This window comes from Arthrobacter sp. TB 26 (genome assembly GCF_000427315.1).
Taxonomy (GTDB): Bacteria; Actinomycetota; Actinomycetes; order Actinomycetales; family Micrococcaceae; genus Arthrobacter.
In genome coordinates this window covers 1-2,450 of record NZ_AUPJ01000520.1, presented here as the reverse complement: position 1 = coordinate 2,450, position 2,450 = coordinate 1, and the positions used below count along the sequence as shown (strand labels likewise).

Genomic DNA, 2,450 nt, shown 5'->3' with positions numbered 1-2,450 from the left:
GCCGTTGTCAGGCTCGCTGGGCGCCCGGCTGGCCGTTCCGGACCACGAAGGAAGCATCGACGACGGCCGGTGAAGTGGTGTCTGCGGCCGACGCCACCACGAGGTAGTCGCTGCGGAACTCTTCCGGGGTCACGGTGCAGCGGGTCCAGCCACGCTTGTCCGGGTTGATGTAGTGGGTATGCGGGTTCGTTGGCAGCGCATTCTTGATGGCCTGGGCCCAGCCGCAACCGGAGCTGATTGAGGTTCCGACAAACTCTGTGGTGACGACCTTCGAGCCCGGGTCCGCGTGGTCGAGCAGGACATCGTTGACGAAGGCAGCGTGCCAGTCGCCGCTCAGGATCACGGGGTTGGCCGGGTTCTGCTGGTTGATGAAGTTGGTGAGGCGGTTGCGCGAGACGACGTAGCCGTCCCACTGGTCGTGGTTGACCGAAAGGATCTCGGACGGGTCATAGTCGTACTGGGCCATCATTGTCTGCTGGGCGATGACGTTCCACCGGGCGGACGAAGATGCGAGCCCCTGGAAGAGCCACTGTTCCTGCGCATCACCCATGAGAGTGCGTGAAGGGTCGTACACATCGGGGTGCTGCGGGCCGCCCGGGAAGTTCTCGGTCAGCTGGTCCGACCGGTACTGGCGCGTGTCCAGTACGTGAAACCTTGCCAGGTTTCCGTAGTCCAGTCCTCGGTACAGGAGCATGTCCGGGCCTGTGGGCCGTTGCGGGCGGCGAAGCGGAAGGTGCTCGTAGTAGGCCTGGAAGGCGTTGGCCCGCAACTGGAGGAAACGCTGTGGTTCGTTGGACGCCTCGTTGTCGGGCTGGGACACACCATTAGCCCAGTTGTTCTCGACTTCGTGGTCATCAAAGGTCACGACGAAGGGGAACCTCGCGTGCGCGGCCTGCAGGTCGGGCGAGCTCTTGTACTTGGCGTGGTTGTTGCGGAAGTCGGCCAGCGTCTCGTGATTTTTGCCTTCATAGGTGTAGTCCCCCACGTGCACGACAAGGTCGAGGTCCTCCTGCGCCATGGTGCGGTAGGCGGCGTAGCGGCCGCCGGCCCACGATTGGCACGAGGCCAATGCGAAGGTGATCCGGCCCGGATCCGCCCCGGCCGCCGGTGCCGTGCGGGTGTGCCCTACCGGGCTTTCCTCACTGCCGACGCGGAAGCGGAACCAGTAGTCCGCAGACGGGCGCAGCCCTTCGACCTCAGCGTGCACGGAGTGGGCCAGTTCGGGGGTGGCGCTCTCACTGCCTGCCTTGACAACAGTGCGGAATTCCGGGTCTTCGGCAACCTGCCAGTTCACCTGAACCTTATACGGGGGCATGCCGCCCAGCCCGTCTGCTGCCTGGGGCTCGGGTGCCAGGCGGGTCCACAACACTATGCCGTCAGGGGTTGGGTCACCCGACGCGACTCCCAGAGTGAAAGGGTTCTGCGGAAAGCGCGGTTCAGCCCAAGCGGGGGCTGTAGACCAGCCGTAGATGGCTGCGGTCGCAGCCGCGCCCCCGGACAGGGCGAGGAAACGTCGGCGGGACGTGGCAAAGGAACGGGACATGATGTCTCCTGAGGTGTTGGCTGATGTCCAACCCATTCAGCCAGTGGGACCTGAGGGGACTGTGAACCCGTGGTGAACGCACTACGAACCTTGCCGGGAGCCTGGGCAGGGCCCGCTCGGAACCGGTTTGCCACACGAAGAGCCCGGTGGTCCGGAAACCCCTGCGAATTGTGGAGCTAAGGAGATTCGAACTCCTGACCTCTTCGATGCGAACGAAGCGCTCTACCAACTGAGCTATAGCCCCGAAGCAACGCCGGTCCCGAAGGAACGGCGTTGCCGGTGTCCCTAGGCTACAAACTATCGGCGTTCATTGCCAGCCAGCCACTGAAAGTCTCACCGGCGTGGCGTTCTTCCGGCACCAGGTTCAGGCCCGCGCGCAGGTAATTTCCCATCGCCCCGGGCAGCGGGATGTTCACCAGGCGTCCACGGGAACCGGTGGCCGCCTTCCATTGCCGGGCGAGCTCCCCCATGTCCTGAACCTCGGGGCCGCCGATGGTCCTGACGCTGTGCCGGAGGCCTGACGCCGGGGCCAGCGCCTCCTCGAGCAGCGCACCCGCGACGTCGGCGGGGGCGATCGGCTGGAACCGGGCGCCCTTGACCACCGGGATGATCCGCAGTTTCGAACCCGATGCGAAGGTCGTCGCGAGGAGGGTGTGGAACTGCGTCGCCCTGAGCGCGACGGTCTCCAGTCCGGACCGCTCGTAGACCAGTTCTTTGGCTGCCTTCGAGGCGTAGTAATGGAAGCTGCTCCGGTCGCAATTGACGATGGAGAGCACAACGGCCTTGGCCACGCCGGCGTCCTGGGCGGCGGCGAGCAGCCGGGCGCCGCCGTCGGCGAAGTTCTTCAGGGCCTTCCCGGAGCGCCCTTCCAGGCAGTCGATCACGACGGCGGCGCCGGCCATCGCCG

At 65.5% G+C, this 2,450-nt stretch carries 2 protein-coding genes and 1 tRNA gene; all 3 read right to left on the bottom strand.

The genetic code is table 11. The features are described 5' to 3' along the window. Positions 1-7: 7 nt before the first annotated feature. A complete protein-coding gene (locus K789_RS0120565; RefSeq protein ID WP_051181204.1) occupies positions 8-1,579 on the bottom strand; it encodes an alkaline phosphatase D family protein in 1,572 nt (523 codons plus the stop codon). 135 nt (positions 1,580-1,714) lie between these two features. Further along, positions 1,715-1,787: transfer RNA gene (locus K789_RS0120560), tRNA-Ala, on the bottom strand. A gap of 46 nt (positions 1,788-1,833) precedes the next feature. Further along, the coding region (locus K789_RS25515) for an SDR family oxidoreductase (protein WP_024368392.1) at positions 1,834-2,450 on the bottom strand (617 nt) is incomplete at its 5' end.